The 20,566-nt window shown below is 52.3% G+C and carries 15 protein-coding genes; 12 read left to right on the top strand and 3 right to left on the bottom strand.

Features of this window, described 5'->3' with window-relative positions; translation table 11 throughout:
• Positions 1-54: 54 nt before the first annotated feature.
• The gene (locus AC4PCC_RS12280) at positions 55-1,743 is read left to right on the top strand and encodes a DUF927 domain-containing protein (RefSeq protein ID WP_492124703.1); all 1,689 of its coding nucleotides are present in this window, start codon (positions 55-57) and stop codon (positions 1,741-1,743) included.
• Positions 1,744-1,798: 55 nt separating this feature from the next.
• On the opposite strand, the gene AC4PCC_RS12275 is transcribed toward AC4PCC_RS12280, so the two are convergent.
• The 3 genes from AC4PCC_RS12275 to AC4PCC_RS12265 all read right to left on the bottom strand — a co-directional run bounded on the left by AC4PCC_RS12275 (position 1,799) and on the right by AC4PCC_RS12265 (position 4,611).
• Entirely contained in the window at positions 1,799-2,521 is a 723-nt protein-coding gene (locus tag AC4PCC_RS12275) for a hypothetical protein (protein ID WP_492124702.1), read from the bottom strand.
• Between the two features lie 45 nt (positions 2,522-2,566).
• Positions 2,567-3,019 (bottom strand): hypothetical protein, encoded by a 453-nt coding sequence (locus AC4PCC_RS12270; protein WP_492124701.1) that lies wholly within the window; start codon positions 3,017-3,019, stop codon positions 2,567-2,569.
• 623 nt (positions 3,020-3,642) lie between these two features.
• Positions 3,643-4,611: an IS5 family transposase gene (locus AC4PCC_RS12265; RefSeq protein ID WP_492124700.1), complete on the bottom strand. Its 969-nt coding sequence runs from the start codon at positions 4,609-4,611 to the stop codon at positions 3,643-3,645.
• A 200-nt stretch (positions 4,612-4,811) separates the two neighbouring features.
• Between AC4PCC_RS12265 and tssL the strand changes: the two genes are divergently transcribed.
• The 11 genes from tssL to tssG are packed head-to-tail and all read left to right on the top strand — an operon-like array spanning position 4,812 to position 19,636.
• Positions 4,812-5,579, top strand: coding sequence for a type VI secretion system protein TssL, short form (gene tssL, locus AC4PCC_RS12260; protein ID WP_492124699.1), 768 nt, complete (start codon positions 4,812-4,814; stop codon positions 5,577-5,579).
• A gap of 27 nt (positions 5,580-5,606) precedes the next feature.
• Complete coding sequence (locus AC4PCC_RS12255) at positions 5,607-7,991, top strand: type VI secretion system Vgr family protein (protein ID WP_492124698.1); 2,385 nt, start codon at positions 5,607-5,609, stop codon at positions 7,989-7,991.
• Between the two features lie 9 nt (positions 7,992-8,000).
• A complete protein-coding gene (gene tla1 / locus AC4PCC_RS12250) occupies positions 8,001-8,759 on the top strand; it encodes a toxin Tle1 chaperone Tla1 (RefSeq protein ID WP_492124697.1) in 759 nt (252 codons plus the stop codon).
• A 4-nt stretch (positions 8,760-8,763) separates the two neighbouring features.
• Positions 8,764-9,291, top strand: coding sequence for a Tli1a family immunity protein (tli1a, locus tag AC4PCC_RS12245; protein ID WP_492124696.1), 528 nt, complete (start codon positions 8,764-8,766; stop codon positions 9,289-9,291).
• Positions 9,276-11,570, top strand: a complete 2,295-nt coding sequence (locus AC4PCC_RS12240; protein ID WP_492124695.1) for a T6SS phospholipase effector Tle1-like catalytic domain-containing protein — start codon at positions 9,276-9,278, stop codon at positions 11,568-11,570. Before tli1a ends, AC4PCC_RS12240 begins: the two co-directional genes overlap by 16 nt.
• A 2-nt stretch (positions 11,571-11,572) precedes the next feature.
• Positions 11,573-11,830 carry a PAAR domain-containing protein gene (locus AC4PCC_RS12235; protein WP_492127507.1) on the top strand — a complete coding sequence of 86 codons (258 nt, stop codon included), beginning with the start codon at positions 11,573-11,575 and terminating at the stop codon, positions 11,828-11,830.
• Entirely contained in the window at positions 11,827-12,972 is a 1,146-nt protein-coding gene (locus AC4PCC_RS12230; protein ID WP_492124694.1) for a hypothetical protein, read from the top strand. The genes AC4PCC_RS12235 and AC4PCC_RS12230 overlap by 4 nt, the downstream gene beginning before the upstream one ends.
• Positions 12,953-16,306 (top strand): ImcF-related family protein, encoded by a 3,354-nt coding sequence (locus AC4PCC_RS12225; protein WP_492124693.1) that lies wholly within the window; start codon positions 12,953-12,955, stop codon positions 16,304-16,306. The genes AC4PCC_RS12230 and AC4PCC_RS12225 overlap by 20 nt, the downstream gene beginning before the upstream one ends.
• Positions 16,303-16,827 (top strand): type VI secretion system lipoprotein TssJ, encoded by a 525-nt coding sequence (gene tssJ, locus AC4PCC_RS12220; RefSeq protein WP_492124692.1) that lies wholly within the window; start codon positions 16,303-16,305, stop codon positions 16,825-16,827. Before AC4PCC_RS12225 ends, tssJ begins: the two co-directional genes overlap by 4 nt.
• Positions 16,824-18,608 carry a type VI secretion system baseplate subunit TssF gene (gene tssF / locus AC4PCC_RS12215; RefSeq protein ID WP_492124691.1) on the top strand — a complete coding sequence of 595 codons (1,785 nt, stop codon included), beginning with the start codon at positions 16,824-16,826 and terminating at the stop codon, positions 18,606-18,608. The genes tssJ and tssF overlap by 4 nt, the downstream gene beginning before the upstream one ends.
• Entirely contained in the window at positions 18,605-19,636 is a 1,032-nt protein-coding gene (gene tssG / locus AC4PCC_RS12210; RefSeq protein WP_492124690.1) for a type VI secretion system baseplate subunit TssG, read from the top strand. Before tssF ends, tssG begins: the two co-directional genes overlap by 4 nt.
• The last annotated feature ends 930 nt before the right edge of the window (positions 19,637-20,566 follow it).

Raw genomic sequence — 20,566 nt, 5'->3', positions numbered from 1 at the left:
GATGTTCATTACTGCAACTATTATGTGATCTTTAAATACGATAAGGAACTATAAATGAAAGAATATAAAGAGATGTTAAATAATAAAAAAGAAAAATTACTTGTTACATTGTTGGCTCGTACAAAAATTTCAGAATTGTGTCCAGTTGCATACCGACTTATTAAAATCACTGATTTCCAAGAGATGGAGTCGACCCGTGTGCTTGTACCAGCCAAGGCACTTTTCAGTGTATTAGAGTTAAAAAAAACGTTATTAACGTTCGGGCATAATCCCAATGTGACTAAAGAATACTGGATTCAAGCTCATCAAGAAGTAATTAAGGAAACCGATAAGATAATCACACTGTGCTATAAGCCAGGTTTTTATGGTGATGTTTATTTGCGTGTTAACGATATAGTTATTGGCAAAGTTAAAGGTGATAAGCCTGTACTGCATCCTGGTGCTAAAAATCATTTACCAGTCGAGGATAAACAGGAGACATTAAAATTATGGAAAATGAATGTCGCTCCATATGCACTATATAGCTCGCGTATTATGTTGGCTCTGTGCTGCGGATTTTCAGGTTTTCTCCTTAAGCTTTCAGGTATGGAAGGGGGCGGGTTTCATTTGTGGGGGATGAGTAGTATAGGAAAAACGTCCAGTGCCTACATGCTGGCATCATTAGCAGGTTCACCGAAAGATGTTGTCGTACTGTGGAACAATACGGATAAGGGGCTTGAGGAGATTGCCGTGGCCCATAACGACAGCTACCTTGTTCTTGATGAGTCGAAGCTGTTAGATAAAGACGTACTGGCAGCTGCTAAGATTATGCAAAACCGTGTGTATACGCTTTCAGGAGGGAAAGGGAAAACACGCTCTGCAATGTATGAGAACAAAGTTGCTGAATGGCAGGTAAGTATTTTCAGCACGGGTGAGTGCAGCCTTCAACAATTAGCTGCTTCCGGAAAGGTTGAGCGCCTTGAAGGCGAAAATGTACGTGTAATCGACGTTAATGCAGATGCTGGTGCTGAAATGGGGATCTTCGAATCACTGCCAGATGATATTAATTCCAGCAATGAACTTGTGCATGCGATAAAGGATGCAACTCACCGCTATTACGGCAGTGCCAAACCTGCATTTCTCAAGCGCCTGGTAGCGGATATTCAGGATGACCGTGAGAGTGTGAAACGGAAGCTCGAAAAAGGCATTGAGTTCTTCCTCAACAAGCATCAGGTCGATCGTAACTCCGGCATTCAGGTACGTATCGCCAAACGTTTTGCCATCACTTATGTAGCAGGTTCCATGGCTGTGAAATATGGTGTTTTACCCTTTACAAAGCAGGATGTTATGAAGGGGATCTCAACCTGCTACCTGGACTCCCTTGAGGTGGTTTTATCTGAACCTGAGGTAATGAAGTCACCATTAGGCCGTCCGTTTGATGCAATTATTGATTTTTTCAAAAAGGATGATCTTTTAAATCTGATTGGAAATGATCGCGTAACCCAAACGGCGATTAAAAAGGCACCGGTCATTATCCACAAAATTAAAGGACGTACGGTATATGCAGTTGATAAGGATCTGGTACATAACTGCTTGCCGAAATCTCAGCGCAAAGGCATCCTGATGCTATTAACAAAGCAAGGGGTATTATTATCCGATGCGAATAAGGAGTACAGTACTATTCAGATTGTCTATAAGCGTAAGCAAGTTGGTCGTCGCTACTGTTTTATCTGCAAAAAACTTGATAAGCTTATTGAAGAATGATTTTACAATATGGTAAGGGCTTAATGGAGTGGCTTATAACCACTCCTTTATTACCTCAAAGCATTTCTTCGCCATCACGCAATGCCACGATCCCAAGATACAGGCAAATTGGCACAGTTTTGCGATAAGCCGGGCCTTGAAGATCATAGGCAATCCATGCTCCAGATATAGCCCATAGAATGGGTCCTAAGCTATTAATCCAGGGGTTACGCTTGAGTAATTCTTTTACGAGTTGTTTCGCTGCCTCCCTTCCAATCATCTGAGCGATAAGGCTGACTATAATTGTTTCTACTATTCCCAGCGCAATTTTAGGGCCAAGTATTTGAAATACAATAGGCAAAATTGCCACTTTACCATTCTTTTTGATATGGGAGATTATCTCCTCTCTGTCAATATCACCAACCCCCATTTCCTTGAATGATTTTGACAATTCTTCAGGTGTCTTACTTAATAATTCTTTCTCAACAACTGAGAGTACTAGTTTTTCCAGTTTCAATTCTATTGAACCACCTACTTTAATATTGACTTTTAGTTTTTTACATACGTCGTCAATGATCTCTGTGGCTGGAATGGAACCCTCTCCTTTAATTAAATTTCTCTTCAGATAAGCCAAATCGGAAGAACCGAAGTATTTTATTTGTGTGTCAATAAGTGATATTAATTCAGCATGCAATGCTGGGTTGTTTTGATATGCAGATAATAGTGTTTTTCTGCGCTTATCGTTTGTGAAAGATACATAGCTATTCAGAGTGGCTGATATGTAGTTAAAGTCTTCCACAGTACATTTCTCTAAAACTCCCTTCATATTTGCTCGCTTTTTAAGTTAAAAATCTTTGAGGTTGATATCGAAATAGGGCGTTAATATCAGTTCTTCAAATAAATTATATTCGTGGTGCGGAACCTTAACAAAGGTAGAGTTGTGATTAGGTGTCCACCATTTCTCGACGCCATAATACGCCTCTCTGGCATTAGCTTTGTGGATCAGCCGGAATGGTCTGTCCATCCAGCCATCACTGTGTTTTGTGAAGTAGTTAACCGGGCCAGTGAACTGACCAAGCAGGTATACACCCTGATTACCGTGAGTCAGGTAGAAATAATCACCAATCGGAGCGTTTACAAACTCCTTTGCCTGGCTAACAGAAGACTGCCCTTTACCAGCGGTCGTGCGGTGAACGTAGACGAGCTTTTCATCAATACATTCGACCATATCTAGGAATGAGAACTCCTTCCAGCCATGTGACAGCTTCCAGAAATTGGGCATCAAATTGGTATTCATAAGCCTCTTAACCTTACGTTGTAAGTGATCGCAATCTGTTGATATACGAGTTGATCATGATGACCATTCTGGAGCTGAATGCCCATGATCGCAACAAGGTTTGTCGATGAGCTTTTCGCTGAAATCGTTCAAAGAGTGTATCGGGAGGGTATGTAGATGCGTTAACTCGCATAGTTGCTGAAAATGGGCGATCAACACTACTCAGCACTGGCAGGCCAACCATGGTGAAAACATTTGGCGCTTTGGAAAAAGTAATTGAGTGATTTAGTGATTGTAGTTCTATGGGCAGGCCCGGTTTCTGGCTGTGCAACTCTGCATTCAGCGCAGGGGCGGGTTGATGTTTTTCACCAGCAATTCGTCCATAAGCAAGGGGACTGTCTGCTTCGTCATCAGCCTGTTGTATGGCAACCAGTCCGGCAGATTCACAGGCTAGTTACTTCACTGATTGGGTGGCTAACAGGCAGAACTCAAATGAGTGATCTGCAAAAAATACCATTTCAGACCGCCCATTGTTGCCGGATTTTTGCGTGACAGACCGGCTAACGACCGGTGCGGTTTAGCCTCAGATCGGCTTTGTTGAATAAATCAGATTTCGGGTGAGTATCCCGTAGCTGGTTGTGTTTTCAGGCAATACGCATACTTTCAGGCATACATGCTTTCGTCATTTTGTTCAGCGCTCGCACCATGGCCATAGCCTCCGCAACCTGACCATCGTAGTCACGCAGCGTCAGTGAACCTCTGAACAACTGTTTTACCCGGTACATCGCCGTTTCCGCTATCGAACGACGGTTATAATCTGTTATCCATTTCCACCGCGCATTACTCCCGCTCAGCCGCTGATTAGCCACTGCACGGTTACGTTCTGCGTATTCACCGGGCCAGTAACCCGCGCTTTTTCGGGGAGGAATATGCGCGCTGATTTTCTTACGCCGCAGTTCATCGTGACAGAGTCGGGTGTCGTAAGCCCCGTCTGCCGCTGCTGCCCTGATTTTTCTGTGAGTCTGTCGGATAAGACCCGGGAAGGCTTCTGAGTCCGTGACGTTGTTCAGCGACAGGTCTGCACAGACAATTTCATGTGTGTTGCCATCAACAGCCAGATGCAGCTTACGCCATATGCGGCGGCGCTCTTTGCCGTGCTTTCTGACTTTCCATTCGCCTTCCCCAAAGACCTTCAGCCCGGTGGAATCTATCACCAGGTGTGTGATTTCACCCCGGGTGGGTGCTTTGAAACTGACATTAACCGATTTTGCCCGCTTACTGACACTGCTGTAATCCGGGCAGCGCAACGGAACGTTCATCAGGGAAAAAATGGAATCAATAAAACCTTGCGCAGCCCGCAGGGTCAGCCGGAATACGCGTTTAATCACCAGAACGGTGGTGATGGCGAGCTCAGAATAGCGCTGAGGTCTTCCCCGTGATGAAGGCGTTGCCAACTCATACCAGGCCTGAATTGCCTCATCGTCAAGCCAGAAAGTTATGGAGCCACGGTTGATGAGGGCTTTATTGTAGGTGGGCCAGTTGGTGATTTTGAACTTTTGCTTTGCCACGGAACGGTCTGCGTTGTCAGGAGGATGCGTGATCTGATCCTTCAATGCAGTAAAAGTTCGATTTATTCAACAAAGCCGTCCATCAGGCTCGACAAAGCAATTTCAATAGACTATTTCCATTCGGAATAGTGAATTTGTAATGACTGATATTTCTTTAGATAATTTTAAGATTTTCCTGGCCCTGCTTGTGGCAAGGAGTTGCAGTGTTCTAAATTATTAATTTACATTTTGTAACATCCGTGCGATTGCCCATTGGAGTGTGCGGTAATACTCTTCTTTATAATAAGCCTTATTTTAATCATGGATATGATATTGTGGCTTCAGAGTTTTCCGGGACGGATGATCAAGTAAAACCCATCACCTCTTTATTCATTGACGCGCTATTTCAGGATACCTGGCTGCTTGCCTTGGCTATCCGCAACACGTCTGGCGTCGTTGTTGATAAAGCCCTTTATCAGCATTGCCTGGATATGATCGAGACCGTACAGGTCAAACTCCGTAGCGCAGGCGCATCCGATATTCTTTCCGATGAAATTAAGTTTGCACACTGCGTTTTTTTGGATGAAGCAGTGATGACTCAGCCTGATACTGATGTGTCTGTCTGGTATTCAGAGACTCCATTACAGGGCCGTTTCCTGGATAGTCTTCATGGCGGTGAACATTTCTATGAGCACATTAAGAAGCTGCTGAGAGAGCCTGCACCATCTGAGGCTGTGCTTACCTGCTATCACCGCATGCTGACGCTGGGCTATCAGGGCAAATTTTACCGGGATGGTGGCGAACAGAACGAAGAACGGCAATCGCTACTTAAACAGCTGAGTGAGCTGTTACCCGCAGCCAAAGGCAAAATAAACACGCCGATCTTTATTCGCAACCATCGCCCGGACATTCGTTTCTGGCGGCGTTCACCGTGGGTAATGCGCATTCTGGGATTGCTGCTGATTGTTGCTGCGTCCTGCGCGATGAGTGTTCATCTGCACTATTTGCTCGGACAGTGGTTCACGCTGAGCTGATAACAACTGACCAGGGAGAAGCAGGTCATGAGCGAAAATACGTTTACCCTTCAGGGGAGCAAAGTTCCGGTCTACAACCACTACCAGCTGAAAGTACCGGAGCTGCAAAAACAACGCCCGGACATTCAACTGTCGGTTCTGCGTTTCAGCGGTGAAGAAGTCCTGAATACCCCGTGGCGCTACTCGATTGAGCTGACCAGTGCGACTCCCGATATTCCCGCCGATGTGCTGATCAACACCACGGCACAGCTTCTGTTTTACCCGGACGGTAAACCCTGGCAGGCCGTCAGCCCTCGCGTCATGCGGGGTGTGATCACGTCTTTCCAGCAGTGTGAGCGTTCTGCCGATACCACGCGTTATGTGGTGGTGCTGGAAGCCAGCCTGGCATTGCTGCGCAATAGCCTGACCTATGCGGTGTACCAGAATAAAAGCGTCATTGGGGCTGTCGAAGATATCCTGAAGCGCTGGGAGTTCTCCAGCCTCGACTACCGTTATCAGCTGAACACGCAGTACCCGGTGCGGGATTTCTTTATCTCCTATGCCGAGAGTGATCTGGCCTTTATTCAGCGTCATCTGGCCCGTGTTGGCGTGTTCTACTATTTTGCATGGGATGATGAAAATCATCGTGATGTTCTGGTGCTGGGTGATTCCGGTTACGCCTTCACGGATGGCCCTAAAATTGCCTTCCGTCATCCTTCAGGCCTGTTTGATGGTGGTCTGGAATCGCTGTGGGATGTGACAGTCAACCGCCATTCGGTTGCCGGGCAGACGCGGGTGAACGATGAATATTACCGCGAAGCCCAGAGTGATATGCAGGCGCAGCTGGAAACCGATCTGGATAAGCCAGCACTCACCGGCGAAGAATACCGCTATGGCGAGAATTACAAAGAGCAGGGCAGGCAGGCCGCAGAACAGCCGGAGCTGGGCCGCTGGTTCGTTAAGCGTCGTCGTGAACGCCTGGTAGCCGAACAGGTTGTCTTTGACGGTAAATCGAACGGCATGGATATCCGACCGGGGATGATTATCCATCCCCAGGGTAAGAGCTGGGAAGATGCCCCGAACGGGTTGTTAGTGGTATCGACCTCATCCCAGCGCGTTTCCCGCGATACGGCCTACATCATCAGCTTTACTGCCGTTCCCAATCGCCAACACCTCTCGTATCGTCCTCCGTTGCTGGCCCGGCCACACATCGCCGGTACGCTGCTCGCCAGGGTGACAAGCCCGGTTGAAAATGCGCAGTATGCCGAGCTGGATGAAACCGGGCGCTATCGGGTGCGATTCCAGTTTGACCTCAACACCACCTGGCAGGCCGGTTTTGAAAGCCTCCCGGTGCGCCTGGCAAAACCCTACGCCGGTAACGTTTACGGCTGGCATTTCCCGCTGATTGCCGGAACAGAGGTGATGATAGCCTTCACCAACGGCGATCCTGACAGGCCGTATATCCTCTGCGCCATGCATGATTCCCGGCATGAAGACCACGTTAATCTCTATAACTATCAACGTAATGTGTTGAGAACTCCTGCTAACAACAAACTGAGATTTGAGGATCGGCGCGGGGCTGAGCACGTCAAAATTTCGACGGAGTATGGCGGCAAAAGCCAGCTGTCACTCGGCCATATCGTTGATAGTTCACGTAATAAACGCGGCGAAGGTTTTGAGCTGCGCACCGACAGTACCGGTACACTCCGCGCCGGTAAAGGGCTGTTCCTTACCGCTGATGCGCAGGCCACGGCCACCGGTCAGGTGCTGGAAATGTCTCCGGCGATAAGCCTGGTCAAAGGGGCTATCAGCCAGATGGCCGACTGGCACACTATCACGCAGTCACACCACAACCTTCAGCCAGATGCCACGCACCTGAAAGCCTATCTGGCTGCTGCCGATCAACTGAAGTCTCCGGCCATGCTGCTGAGCGCCCCGCAGGGTATTGGCGTGGTCAGCCCGGAAACCGTTCTGGTTAACAGCGGCCAGACACTGCACCTGCAAAGCCAGGGCGAGGCCAATATTGCCAGCGGGGAGCGACTCTCCCTGAACGCCAGCCAGACCATTTCACTGCTCGCGCAGCAGGAAGGCATGCGCATGGTGTCCGGCAAGGGGCCGCTGACCATCGAATCGCATGGCGACCTGATGGGCTTAACGGCCCTGAAGGATGTCACCGTGCAGTCCACGCAGGGCGAACTTCATTTCGCGGCGAAGAACGGCATTGTGCTGGGCTGTGGCGGCGGCTCGATTCGTATCACCCCGCAGGGCGCGATTGAAATCCATACCCCAGGGAAACTGAGCCTGAAAGGCCATCACGTCTGGGATGCGCCAGCGAGCGTTGAAACACAGCTGCCGGAACTGCCGAAATCGGTGTGTAAGGACTGCCTGAAGAAAGCGCAGGAAGCCGCTGCCGCCTTCGCGGCGCGTGGATAAGGACAGGTAATGACAACGACACCGCCGGTAACGCTCAAAAAGCACATGCTCTGGATGCAACAGGCTGAATCCCTCTGTTCCGCAGCCGGGCAGGACTATATCGATGTTCTGGTAGATCAGGCCGGAACTGACCAGCCGCTACAAAATGCTCTGCGCCAGTTATCGCCAGAGGCGCTCTGGTTTGAGCTGTTCGAGGGAACCCCGGAAGGGGGAACGCTGGAGTATTCTCCGATCGTCATGCGTCTGCATTTTGCTGTGACGAGCCACCGGATGTGGCTGGAACAGCTGCTGGAATACTTTTCGGACTCGCCGCGCCTGACGCTGGTGATCTCCCCCCTGGCCTTTGATCTGCTGTGCCGCCACTTGCAAGCCTTGTCGCAGGTGCAGTGGGAGGAACAAACCGGCCTGCTGCGGTTTTACGATAACCGCGTATTCCCCTCGTTGCTTGCTCACGTTCTCACCCCTGAGCAACAGGCCGCGTTTACTGATATCGCGCTGTTCTGGGGCTGGAGAGACAGAGACGGCGAGATCGTCTGGAAGTCAGGCAGTTTCTTACCGACGCGCTCGCTGGCAGATGACCCGGAACTGAGCCGGGTTGATGATGCTCAGGTTGGCCTGATGGGTTGCATCGGTGATGCCGAAACGCTGATGAAAGAAAAAAGCGTCAGCAATATCAGCCTGGAATATCACTTTGCCGACTGTCTGGATATTGCTTTACGCGCGAATAGTGCAGGGTACTTCGGTGTTTTGCGGGATTTTGAGGGATAAGGATATGAACATGAAGAACGTGATGGCCGGGTTTACTGTATTGGTTTTATTGATGATATCAGGATGCTCACAAGCAAAAGGGGATGATGATTATACCTCTGGTGACATTAGCGGAATAAACCATACAGCGGCAGCGATCAATTACGTGAAGGTCAACGGGTACGGTGGGCCTAACATAAGCCCATTTGGGGATGGTGGGGGGTACTGCTGCGTCATGCTGCCGACGCACTGGTATGCAGGGTTAAAAGCGAAGATTGAGTGGGAGGTTGATCCTGAACCTTACGCAATTCTCCCTCCTCTGGGTACGGACGAGTACAGAAAAGCTTATGCGAAGCATGAAGCTAACTATCAAAAGCACACAATGACTATCAGTGTTCCTCAATATGGCGCTAAACGCTGTGGTCTGACGGTTCACTTCCTGCCCTGCAATCAAATCAAAGTGACAACTGTCTGTGATGGTTACGGCACGCCAAATTATCCCATCAAAGAACCAATTCATATGAAGGAACCTGCATCATGTCCAGTGAAATGAGTCTGGCACTGCCATGCTGGGCACCACCTGAATTTCCTGATAGTGGTCGCTTAACGCTTTCTGAAGCTCAGGTGAACGCCAATTATAATAAGCAGATGAAAGAAGCTGAGGAATTTAAAGCGCAGCTTAGCGCCCAGGTCGGCGTAAAGCTGGGGTTTGTGTGCAGCCAAAGCCTCCATATCAGTTTGTTTTTTGATGGAACAGGGAATAACGAATTCAACGATACACAGAAGTCACATCCGACCAATATCGCAAAGTTATTTCATGCCAGTATCGAAGGTCATGGCGCAGGATATTTCCGTTACTACATCCCTGGCGTTGGAACCCCGTTCCCGAAAATTGGTGAGATGGATTACAGCGATGATGGCCTCGCTTTTGCCACCGGAGGGGAAGACAGGATCAATTGGGGGTTGTTGCGTCTGGTTGATGCCCTGAGCTATGCCATAGACCCAACTCATCAACGGCTTGATGACGGTGTTGCAAAGGGGCTGATTCCGGGTATGCGTGCTCACTGGCCGATTACCGGTGAAGTGAACCGCCGTAATGCGATTAACCCTTACCTTAAAAAACTACAGGGGCAGCTTGAACAGGCTAAACCCCACCTTCTGAACGTAAAACTGTTTATCTACGGTTTTTCCCGTGGTGCAGCGGAAGCACGAACGTTTGTGAATTGGCTGACACAACTGCCAGATCCAAAAGAGCAAAGTAAAGGTCAACAGATCACGCTGGCCGGATTGCCTGTGAGCATAGAGTTTTTGGGATTACTGGACACTGTTGCCTCAGTGGGCGCTGCACATGTTCTGCCTGGCGCTGCCGGGCATATGGGATGGGCTGATGGCACCCAGCAATTGCCCGACGAAGGGAAGTTTCCGGGTCTGGTTAAATGCTGTCGTCATTTTGTTGCTGCGCATGAGCAGAGACTGTGCTTTCCGCTGGACTCGATTCGTCGCCCAGATGGCAGTTACCCATCAAATACTCAGGAGGTAATTTATCCAGGCATGCACTCTGACGTGGGTGGTGGCTACCCGTCTGGTGATCAGGGGAAATCTTGTGAAGGAACAGGTGAGATTCTCTCCCAGATGGTTTTGCATGATACTTACCTGGCAGCTTTCGACGCGGGAGCACCATTATCTGTTCAGCCTTCTAGCGTAACAACGCTAATTAAAGATAAATCTCCCTCTAGGCTGATGGTCGCCGGTACACAAAACGAATTTGATTTTAGCAAAGAGCTGATCAAACGCTTTAACATTTGGCGAAAAACCCTTCTGAATACCACGTTGCAGGGTAATGAAGCCGATGCTGAAAGTCAGGAAGGATACCGTGCCTATCAACTTTCTCAGACCCTTGAAAGTGCCATCATCGACCAGATTGGTTGGATTACGGCCTGGCGCATTGGTCGTTATGCTCACGGAAGCATGCTAGCGCAGCAATTTTTTCAAAGCGCACCTGAATTCAAAACCCCAGAGGATTTAGATCAGCAAAAAAGTAAACATGACGCCGAGGTAATGAAGATTGCCAAGCGCCGTGCTGAAGCGAAAAAAGCCCGAAAACCAATGGATGAAAGTTTGCAGGGGCCGCCGGACTTCGACCCTTCTGATGCAAAGGTTCAATTACGTGAGGCAGCCAGAGAGTTTCAGCATGATTACAAGGAATGGGCGCGCGATATTAATGGCAACTGGTGGGATCAAACAAAACAGATTGCGCTCGATGTCATTCCTAAACACGCGGTATTCCTGATTAATGGTGATGATGATGCTGCGGAATATCAGGAGATGAAAGCCGATGGCAACCGGTTATACCCGCAATTGTTCATCGATTCGCTGGGAACCGGAATCCGCACCCAGCCCCGCGCCGAATTATTGGCCCTCTACGACGATCAAATTCACGACTCTCGCGCCTGGTTTATGCAGACGGCTTTAGGTGGCCGCGAACCCTGGGGTGGCTACTTCCGCTATCGCATGATCTACTGCGGCAATAAGGCCAATAAGAAACTGCAACTGATCTCCGTGGAGGGAAAAGTTGTTGGCGCACAGCCAACTTCTAACCGGGTTGTGTATCTGGTTGAGCCGAAGTCGGCCTACAAAGGTGAAGTCCATAAGGTGACGGATCTGGCTACAGGTTCGACGCAGACTCTGAGCGCCGGTGCGCAGTCGGCAGCAGGGTATGAACCCGGCAACGTTGCGTCACAGACCCGCTCAGACACCATTAATGAACAGCACAAGGCGATGATGAATTCCTCCATCGATATGTTGAAAGCGTCGGGGGTAAAAGTCCTGTGAGCCTGAAAAAACTGATTCGCGTGGGAGATACCCTGAAGGAATATGGCGGTGAAGTGCTGAGCGGCAGCTATGAGGCGTTCGGTAAGCCGGTGGCCTGCGTGGGGGATAAAGCCCGTTGCAATAAGCACGGTATGACCACCATTGCCCAGGGCGCACCAGGCAGCACGGTTAACGGTAAGGCCGTTTCTCTCGACGGCCACAAATGCGCCTGCGGCTGTACGCTGGTCAGTTCACTCAGCACGATGGATGTTCACGGATGATCTTCCCACCGCGTTACCGGGAGTATGCCGAGCTTCATCCCGCCCGATGGCGGCGATGGGGGATTGCGCTGCCGGTGATTTTGTTTCTGGCCGCGATGGCAACGATGTTGCTGTGGCCGGAAGGTAAGCCCACCCGAACCCCTGACTTCTGGTTCTGGAGTCTGGTGTGTCCGTTGATCGTCTGGCTGGTCGCCGTGGCGTTGCGCTGGCTGGTCTGGCTTCAGTCCATCTCGAATCGTGAGACGTACCGGGAGGAAATTGCGTCCTCTGTCCGGGCCTGGTGGCGACACCGTTCGCGTTTGTTGCCCGTGGAAGCCGTGATGCTGGTTACGCCAGTGGGCGATAAAGAGGCTGACCATCAGGCGTTATTGTCGCCGCCGTTTCCTGTTGTTCCGGTCACGGTCGATGATCCGCAGGGCAATGTGCTGCTGCATTGCCCGAAGGTGCTGGGGCTGGGAGGCCGGGAAAGTCGGGCAGTGTTGCTGGCTCGCTATCTGGCCCGTCTGGTGTTGACCCGCTTGCGCGAATCCAGTGAAACCCGCCCGGTGCAGGTGTTTTGCTGGCTGGGCGATGAGCAGAGCCTGAGTGCGTTCAGCCTGGTGCTGGAATCCGATGGTATTCGCCTGCCGGAAGACGTGCTTCAGCTGCAAAGCGCTGCCGAACTGGACAGGGTGATTGATGCCATGCCCGACGATGAACAAACCCTGCTGCTGTGCGCGGGGTTTGGTGAGGCAAAACCCTCACCGGAATACACCGCTTCGGAAGCTGGTTTTGCCTGGCTGTGTGGACACCAGGCTGAAGCCCTGATGACGCGCAGTGAAATACTCCAGCCTGACGCGGGGGAAACCGCCACGCAGCTGACGGAGCAGCTTAGCCACTATGCCGGTCTGCGCGGCGTGCCAGAAGGCATGCTGGCCGCCAATTCATTCTCGATGGATGCACTTTTGCCGTCCGAGTGGTCAGCCGTCGATTACGTTCTGATGCCGTGGCTGGGTAACGCCGGGCCAATTACGCCTTTTGTCATGCAGTCTCTGGCCGCGCTGTCAGCCCTCCAGGGGCAGTCCTGCGGCTGGACAGCGACATTGATGGAATCTCAATTTATTACAGGAGTTTGCGTTCCCCGTGGAAACCTCCCGCACTGAACCCCGTCACTCATTATTCTGGCTGGTCACTGGCTACGTCATCGCGATCACCCTGCTGGTATTGCTCGGGGCGTTGCTCTATTACTTTGCGGGAAGCGGCTTTGACCTGCCGGAACTGTTACCGGGGCAGATAGCCTTCCGGGCTGCGATAGTCTGGCTGGTACTCATCTGGTTCTGTGCGCCGTTCATTCTGTGCTGGAAAGCGCTGGGTAAGCTCAAGGCGCGGGAGGCAACCGGTGCTACCGGCAATAAGAAACAGCGTCCACCTGAAAATCAGCTGGTGAAAGACATTACCACTCAGCTGCGCTTCCAGTACGGCAGACGCTGGCGCAGCAAGGTGCGGATCATGCTGGTTGTCGGGGAAGAAAACGAAGTGGAGCAGGCCATTCCGGGGCTGACGACGCAGCACTGGCTTGAAGGGCATGGGGCGCTGTTGCTGTGGCACGGTAGCCCGGTGGATGAACCGGATGCGGTACAGCTAAAAGCCCTGCGCAAGATCCGTCGCCGTCTTGCCGAGGCGTTTATCTGGGTTGTGAATGAACAGACCGTTCTTTCGCACGACACCCTCGATACCGTTGCCCGTCAGCTGCAAAAACAGTATCACCTGTTGGGCTGGGAAGTGCCGCTGTGGTTGTGGGAAACTCACGCGCCGGATTGGGAACAGCCAGGACTTCCGTTGCAGGGAACCGGCTTCCTGTCAGCGCCGGGCGATGAGGCCGAGGATTTTCGTCATTCCCTGAGCCAGCTTGAAGTAGCACTGGTACAACAGGGAATGCAGCAGACGCTCAATGACCGCAGGCATACGTTCCTGTTGCAGCTGGCCCACAGCCTTCGTGATGGCGGTACTGAACGCCTGACGCACACGCTTTCACAGCTATCAGAAGGCGCACGTTCTCTGCCGCTCGGCGGGATGGTCTTCAGCCCGGCCATCACTTCGGGTGCGGCCTCCTTACGGCATGCCTGGCAACCGGGTAAAGCCTGGCTGGATTTACTCGCGCAGCGCTGGCGAAAGCCGGTGGCAACCGGCGTGTCGTGGCGTAAGTCCTTACTGCTGGCCTGCACCTGCCTGCTGGCGTTCTGGCTGGTGGCAACGGTCTTTTCATGGGCAGCGAATCTGCGTCTGATGCAGGCCGATCGGCAGCTTGCACAGAATGCCACGGATACACGTCAGCCCCTGCCGAAACGGTTGCTGGCGCTTTACCAACTGCAACATGAAATTGAACGCCTGCAACACCGGCAGCTTTACGGTGCGCCGTGGTATATGCGCATGGGCCTCAGTCGCAACGATGACGTACTGGACGCGCTCTGGCCGTACTGGCAGCAGGCGGCGATGCCGTTACTGCGGGATGCGTCAGCGCAGCACCTGTCCTCGTTGATGAACAGCTGGCGCAATCTGCCGCCTGACGACCCGCAGCGAGCCACGCAGTCGAAAGTGATGTATGACCAGCTCAGGGCGTACCTGATGCTTTCCCGCCCGGATAAAGCTGACCCGGCTTTCTTCAGCACGACGACGATGCAGTTCTGGCCGCAGCGCGAGGGTGTGCAGGATGGCACATGGCGTATGGTCGGCAGCAGCATGCTGGCGTTCATGATGCAGAACCTTCCGGCCCATCTGGATTGGCGAACCGCACCGGACATGCGTCTGGTCAGCGGCATGCGCTCAGCCCTGCTTCGCCAGATAGGGGCCAGCAATGCAGAATCCACCCGCTATCAGAAGATGATTGAGCAGGTATCCCGTGATTACGCCGATATGACTCTGAGTGCGATGGTGAACGGTACGGACAGCAGCCAGCTGTTCAGTACTGATGTCACCGTACCCGGCGTATTTACGCGTAAGGCCTGGGAAGAAGAAATTCAACCAGCCATCGAGAAGCTGGCGAAATCACGGCGGGAAGAAATTGACTGGGTGCTCAGCGATGCCCAGCATTCCGGCGATGCCACCGGCACGGTTTCCCCTGACACACTGAAAGCCCGGCTGACGGCACGGTACTTCTCTGATTATTCCGGGGCGTGGCTTAAATTCCTCAACAGCCTGCAATGGCATCAGGCCGGAAGCCTGTCGGAGTCGATTGAACAGCTGACTTTGCTGGCTGATGTGCGGCAGTCGCCGCTGATTGCGCTGATAAACACCCTGAACGTGCAGGGCCGTGCCGGGCAGACCGGGGGCGACCTGACCGACTCGCTGGTGAGTTCAGCGAAAAACCTGATCCACAGCGACAAGGCGAAAGAGGCCATTCAGCAGGCCGGGAATGAGGCACACGGCCCACTTGATGCAACCTTTGGCCCGTTACTGTCGCTGACGGGCGGGAACGGCTCACAGAACAGCCTGAGCCTGCAAACGTTCCTGACCCGCATCACCCGTGTTCGCCTGCGGCTTCAGCAGGTGACGAATGCACCTGATCCGCAGGCGATGATGCAGTCACTGGCGCTTACCGTATTTCAGGGCAAGGCGGTCGATCTCACCGACACCCGCGACTACGGCAGTCTGATTGCTGCGAGTCTCGGTCAGGAGTGGAGCGGTTTCGGCCAGACTGTTTTTGTGCAGCCGATGATCCAGGCCTGGGAGCAGGTACTTTCCCCGACTTCGGAGAGCCTCAATAGCCAGTGGCAAAGCGATATCGTGACCCCGTGGAATACGTCGTTCGCAGACCGCTATCCGTTTACCGACCGCCAGAGTGAGGCTTCACTGCCGGAGCTGGCGCAGTTTATGCGTTCCGACACCGGTCGCATTGCGCAGTTTATCCAGACCCGCCTGGGGGGCCTGCTGCGGCTTAAGGGGGATAAGTGGGTGCCGGATGCGATGAACAGCCAGGGGCTGACCTTTAACCCGGCATTCCTGAATGCGCTCAATCGCCTGACCCGTGTGGCTAACGTGGCCTTTGCGCATGGCGACGTGGCGCTGCATTTCCAGCTGATGGCGAAGCCTTCCCGCGATGTGGTGGAATCCGACCTGACGCTGGACAGACAGAAACTCCAGTATTTCAACCAGGAAGAAAGCTGGCAGACCCTGACCTGGCCGGACAACCGCTGGCAACCCCGGACCACGCTGACCTGGCGCACCGTGAAAACCGGCGCCCTACTCTATTCCGATGAGCCGGGAAGCTGGGGCTTCATTCGCCTGCTGGATAAAGCGCTGGTGACAGATCTGGGCGACAACCTGTACCGCGTGGCCTGGATCACCCCGGACGGTGTGGCGCTGAATTACCAGCTGCGCACGGAGCTGGGGAAAGGGCCGCTGTCGCTGCTCGATCTGCGTGGGTTTGTGTTGCCATCACAGATTTTCTCGACCGGTGGCGCTGCCGCTGCGGGGATCCGCCCTGGAGGTGAACAATGAAAATCCGTCCATCCCGAAAGCTGCTGTTATGTCTGCCCCTGTTGCTGCTGAGCAGCTGTGGCCTGTACCAGAAGACAAAACAGGGTACGCAGAGCGTGGCGAAAGCGATTTTCTATCGCCAGGTGGAGACACTGCACCTAAGCTTCGCTGCCCGAAGCGCCATTAATGCCGATGACGCGCAGCAGGCGATGCCGCTGCGTATCCGTGTCCTGCAACTGAACGACCGCAAGACCTTTGATAATACGGATTACACCGACCTGCTGGCACAGCCGGATTTGGTGCTGAAGGAATCATTGCTGGCACAGCGCCAGCTGAGCGTTTATCCGGGTCAGACGATCAACCTTGATATCCCTATGGACGAAAAATCGCAGTTTGTGGCGGTGGTCGGGCTGTTCCGCAAGCCGGACAGAACCCGTGGCACCTGGAAGCAGGTGCTGAGCCGCGACTCACTTGACCCGGATGAGCCGCGCGTCATTGAAGTCCGTGATAACACGCTGCTGCTGAAACCGGTGAAAGAATGAATGACCATGATTTTCTGAAATATTTCGACGGCGAAATGCGCTGGCTGAAGGCGGCGGCGCGTGAGTTTGCTGAACAACACCCGGAGGCCGGTCGGCGGCTGGGCATCGACCGACAGTCTCATAAAGCTGATGATGCCGTAGAGCAGCTGTTCCAGGGCTTCTCGCTGATGATGGCACAACTCAGGCGCAAGCTGGATGACGATATCCCGGAGCTGACGGAGCCGCTGCTGGGCCATCTGCTGCCGATAGCCAACCGGACGCAGCCCTCGATGGCCGTGGTCGAGCTGACCCCGAAAATGGTTGCCCAGGTCAGGGATGTGGTGATCCCGGCAGGCACGACGCTGCTGACCCGGCCAATGGATGATACCGGACTGCGCTGCCCGTACCGCACGACCGATGAACTGGTACTGCACCCGCTGGAGCTGCACAACGTCCGACGACAGTTTCACACGGACGGTCATCAGGTGCTGACGCTGCGGTTTTCATTCAGCCAGTACGCTGACCCGTCTCAGACGGATTTAAGCCAGATCCCGCTCTATATCCACGGCGATCGGCCCTTACAGTCGATGCTGTATCTGGCGCTGACGCATCATGTCTCGCATATCACGGTGCGTCTGCCGCAGACCGGCAATCCCGACCCGCAGCCGTTTCACGGCAAACTGTCGTCGCGCTGGCAGCAAAACTGGTCATCCGTCTGGCCGGAGAGTGACAGTCCGGCGCTGTGCGGTGAAGTGCGCCCGTTACTGGAATACTTCAGCTTCCCGGCCCGGTTTGCGTTCTTTACCCTGACGGGCCTTGATACGCTGCCGCTCGGGGAAGACTGTCAGCATTTTGAGCTGGAACTTCATCTGAGCAAGCCACTGAGCCGGGATATTCCCGTGCCGGAAGATATTCTGCGTATCCACTGTGTCCCGCTGATCAATCTGTTCACCCTCAACGCTGAACCCCTGAAGGTGGAGCCCGCAAAGCTGGATTACCGGCTGCGGCCACACCGGCTTCGCGATCATCACACTGAAATTTACAGCGTGGATAAGGTGGCCGCGAGCGAGACGCTGGACAAACGCCAGTATGTGCCGTACCGGCAATTCCGGCACAAAGGCGGGATGTTGCAGCGTAAGGAGAGCTGGCCGGAACGGTACTTTCATACCCGTATCTGGCGCGGCGTAAGTGGTCTGCATGAGACGTTGCTGATGCTGGGCGGTACGTCCGGGGAGCAGGATCTTCACGAGGAAAATGCCACGCTGTTTATGAACATCACCTGCACCAACGGCAACTACCCGCGCATGGCGCTTGATGCTGCGGTCTTTGATGGCGTAACCACGACCGGCAATCAGACGTTGCGCAGCCAGACCCGGCATGCGCCTTCGATGCCGTGTTATCCGCCATTATCGCAGCTGCACCAGTGGCATATCATGGCGCAGCTGCATCCCCGCGCCCTGAGCCAGATGATAAGCGATGCCGAAAATCTTCGGGCGGTATTGCAGCTGTTTAACTGGACGGAAGATGAGAACAATCGTCGCCGGATTGAGGGTATCCGGGAGGTCAGCTATCAGCAGGCGTACAATTCTTCCCGCAGCTGGCACGGCGTACGCATTCGCGTCGGGCTGGATGAAACACAGTTCAGTGGTGTGGGTGATGCGCGGTTGTTCTGCGAAATACTGGAACAGTTCTTAACACAGTACGCCAGCGTTATCCGCTTTACGCAGCTGACGGTGGTGCTCACCGGGTCCGGCACGGAATGGGCGTGGCCGGAACGCCGGATTGACAGGGTGCTGATGTGAACAACGCTGATGACAAGAAAACGTTGCCGCCATTCTGGCTCGACAGCGACGGTAACGATCAGACTGCGCGGTTCAATTTTTACCGCTTCTGTCAGCTGCTGGAGAAGGCTGGCGGGAATTCGCTGGGTACAGGTTTTTATCCTGACAGTGACCCGGTGCGCTTCAGGCCCGATCCCCATTTAGGTTTTCCATCCAGCGAGCTGAAGCGGACTGAAATCGACCCGGATAACCCGGATGCCCCGCCGACCGTCAGAACAAAATTTCTGGGATTGTACGGCGTGGATTCTCCGCTGCCGACTGCCTACATTGACGATATCAACCAGGGGCGGGAAGGGGCTGATTCAATGGCCGCGTTCCTCGATATCTTCAATCATCGGCTGATGACGCAGTTTTACCGTGTCTGGAAAAAATACAGTTACCCCGCAACCTTTGAAGACGGCGGTACGGATAAGTTCTCCCGTAGCCTGATGGCGCTGACCGGCATTACCCACAGCCGGGAACTGCCTGCATCACGCCTGCTGGCAATTATTCAGCCGCTACTGCATCCAACCCACACGACTGAAGGTGTGGCCGCAGTGATCCGCAGCCAGGCGCCGAATACACAGGTGAAGGTTATCCCGCATCATCCGGTCTGGATGCCGGTGGCTGAACGTGCGCGAATGAAAATTCACGGGGGAATGACGCTGGGTGAACGCCCTATTCTGGGGGATGAAGTCGAAGATGCAAACTACTGCATGCGCATTGAAATGAGTACCGAGGATGCCGATGAGGCAAAAGGGTGGATGCCACGGGGCCAGCTGCGCAGGGATGTGTTTGCGCTGCTGAAGACGTACCTGGGATGTGATTACGATGTCAGCCTGCACCTGACTATCCCGGTTCGTCTGCTGCCTCGTCCGAGGCTTGGCGACCCGGCTCTCTTTTCGGGGTACAACATCATGCTCGGGCTTCGGGATGACAATGAAGATCAGATGCCGCAGACGATGCGGATGAGGATAGGGAAATTGCGGGGGAAGGATTTCGATGATTAAAAAATGCATAGGGTACAAGTATTTCTTGTCGATACTTATTATGTTGTTATGTGGCTCTGCTTTTGTAAATAATTGCACTGCGGCGGTAGGAGTAACTCCAAATAGTGAGATAAAAAAATGGTATTATATAGGTGGTTATAGCAAACAGATGGTAAAGCAACTTGATCTAAGTAGCATCAAGGAAAAACATCAAAAAATAAGTTATTCTCTCAGGGTTTTAACAAAAAAATATTACACGTATGAAAATTGAAAAAATTCAATAGCTTAGTTAAAGAGTATACGGTCAATTGTAATGGAGGGTATCATTTAGATTCATTTAGATTCATTTAAATTAAAGGATGGCGATACTTCTATTTATGAAAAAGTTGTTGATGAAAATGATTCTCCTGTAGGTGACGAAAGAGTGGCTGATATTTTGTGCAAAGGAGTGCCGAACTGGCAATTTTCTCAAGGGTTTTTGATGTCAGATAAAGACACTGCTCGTGAGTTGGGAGACTAACGTTATGGAAAGGCTTGTTGTTTTAATTGTCTGTTTTATAACGGGATGCGCTGGTATTTCCAGTGACTTGACATTAGTAGAAGCAGAGTCTCGTCCTTCATTCGGGCATGTAACCCTAATATCATCAGAGTCACCTTTAAATCAAGTTGATCTGGTATATTACAATTCTGACGCCAAAAGGAATGTAATAAAACTTGATTTTCCATCAACATCAAAGTTATCTATTCCACTTCTGAGGGTTGAAGGTTATGATTTATATTCGGTATATTTATATACAGAAACGGACGCGGTGTTTTTGAAAGTTAGTCAACAATGCAAGTCAGTCAATGGTCTACCGATGTATTTACAATTACAGGGCGCTGGCTATGACATTCCAAATTTAATTGTTCCTCATTTGTCTGATAACAAATTCTGCTTTAGCATACATTCAT

This window comes from Erwinia sp. L03-1, from assembly GCF_058686115.1.
Note: the sequence above shows the minus strand (reverse complement) of the source record. Positions and strands in the feature narration are given on the sequence as shown.

Excerpts from the sequence above, each read along its gene's own strand:
- AC4PCC_RS12280 (WP_492124703.1), top strand. The coding sequence starts at position 55 with ATGAAAGAATATAAAGAGATGTTAAATAATAAAAAAGAAAAATTACTT.
- AC4PCC_RS12270 (WP_492124701.1), bottom strand. The coding sequence starts at position 3,019 with ATGAATACCAATTTGATGCCCAATTTCTGGAAGCTGTCACATGGCTGG.
- AC4PCC_RS12255 (WP_492124698.1), top strand. The coding sequence starts at position 5,607 with ATGAGCGAAAATACGTTTACCCTTCAGGGGAGCAAAGTTCCGGTCTAC.
- tla1 (WP_492124697.1), top strand. The coding sequence starts at position 8,001 with ATGACAACGACACCGCCGGTAACGCTCAAAAAGCACATGCTCTGGATG.
- tli1a (WP_492124696.1), top strand. The coding sequence starts at position 8,764 with ATGAACATGAAGAACGTGATGGCCGGGTTTACTGTATTGGTTTTATTG.
- AC4PCC_RS12240 (WP_492124695.1), top strand. The coding sequence starts at position 9,276 with ATGTCCAGTGAAATGAGTCTGGCACTGCCATGCTGGGCACCACCTGAA.
- AC4PCC_RS12230 (WP_492124694.1), top strand. The coding sequence starts at position 11,827 with ATGATCTTCCCACCGCGTTACCGGGAGTATGCCGAGCTTCATCCCGCC.
- tssJ (WP_492124692.1), top strand. The coding sequence starts at position 16,303 with ATGAAAATCCGTCCATCCCGAAAGCTGCTGTTATGTCTGCCCCTGTTG.
- tssF (WP_492124691.1), top strand. The coding sequence starts at position 16,824 with ATGAATGACCATGATTTTCTGAAATATTTCGACGGCGAAATGCGCTGG.